Source organism: Bartonella sp. AA97HXZ, from assembly GCF_042196985.1.
GTDB lineage: Bacteria > Pseudomonadota > Alphaproteobacteria > Rhizobiales > Rhizobiaceae > Bartonella.
In genome coordinates, this window is record NZ_JBHIRC010000094.1 from 1 (window position 1) to 724 (window position 724).

At 39.0% G+C, this 724-nt stretch carries 2 protein-coding genes; both read right to left on the reverse strand.

Going from position 1 to position 724, the window contains the following annotated elements; genetic code table 11:
• Window positions 1–119: 119 nt before the first annotated feature.
• Window positions 120–290, reverse strand: a complete 171-nt coding sequence (locus ACFINE_RS09880; protein ID WP_375621907.1) for a hypothetical protein — start codon at window positions 288–290, stop codon at window positions 120–122.
• A complete protein-coding gene (locus tag ACFINE_RS09885) occupies window positions 278–676 on the reverse strand; it encodes a hypothetical protein (protein ID WP_375621908.1) in 399 nt (132 codons plus the stop codon). Before ACFINE_RS09885 ends, ACFINE_RS09880 begins: the two co-directional genes overlap by 13 nt.
• Window positions 677–724: the final 48 nt, after the last annotated feature.

Genomic DNA, 724 nt, shown 5'->3' on the forward strand with positions numbered 1-724 from the left:
TTTCTCCATAATGCTGGAGAAAGTGAGGGAATTGAGTTAACACATCCAGTGATACTTAACAGAGCTATACAACTCAATAGTTTTAAGATTTTCTTCATTATTCCCCTCTTTCAATGGATTTATTTACTATAAAACAGCTCATAAGCTTGTTGATATTTTCTGTCACCGCTGTTTAAACAACGGTGAACAATATTGAAATGGTTGGTTGAGGAAACAATCCCGCCATTCCAAGCGAAGGCAAGGATGGCGGATTGTTGATCATCACCAATAGCAAAACTTAAGGCTTGCATTCAGGTGCATTTTTATACTTTTTACAAAAAGGGCTGTTCAAGCGCTTCTTGACACTGCGCTGTGGTATGACAGCACCTGGACGACAAATGGGGAGGTTTTCCTCTTTAAAAGTATAACACGGACTCCCTCCCCCTTTATAACGGAATCCTGCTTGAATCATACATGTATAAGTTGTTGCTTTTGCATTGATGCTCTGCTTTCTATTTTCTGAATCAGGATCGATAAGACTCGGCATTCCACATTCTAATAAGGCTTTTCCTACCTCAGTAGAATCCGCACCTGACTTCTCCCACATACTCACGTACCCTGGAGAAGGCTTATCAATGTTACATCCAGCGATATTTAACAGAATGAAACCGCTTAATAATTTCAAGATTTGTTTCATTTTTTCCTCCCTGAATATTTTGAATAAATTGGCGTACGATTAGGTGAA

What these genes read in the sequence shown, in the direction of transcription:
- ACFINE_RS09880 (WP_375621907.1), bottom strand. Translation starts at nt 290, where the DNA reads ATGCAAGCCTTAAGTTTTGCTATTGGTGATGATCAACAATCCGCCATC.
- ACFINE_RS09885 (WP_375621908.1), bottom strand. Translation starts at nt 676, where the DNA reads ATGAAACAAATCTTGAAATTATTAAGCGGTTTCATTCTGTTAAATATC.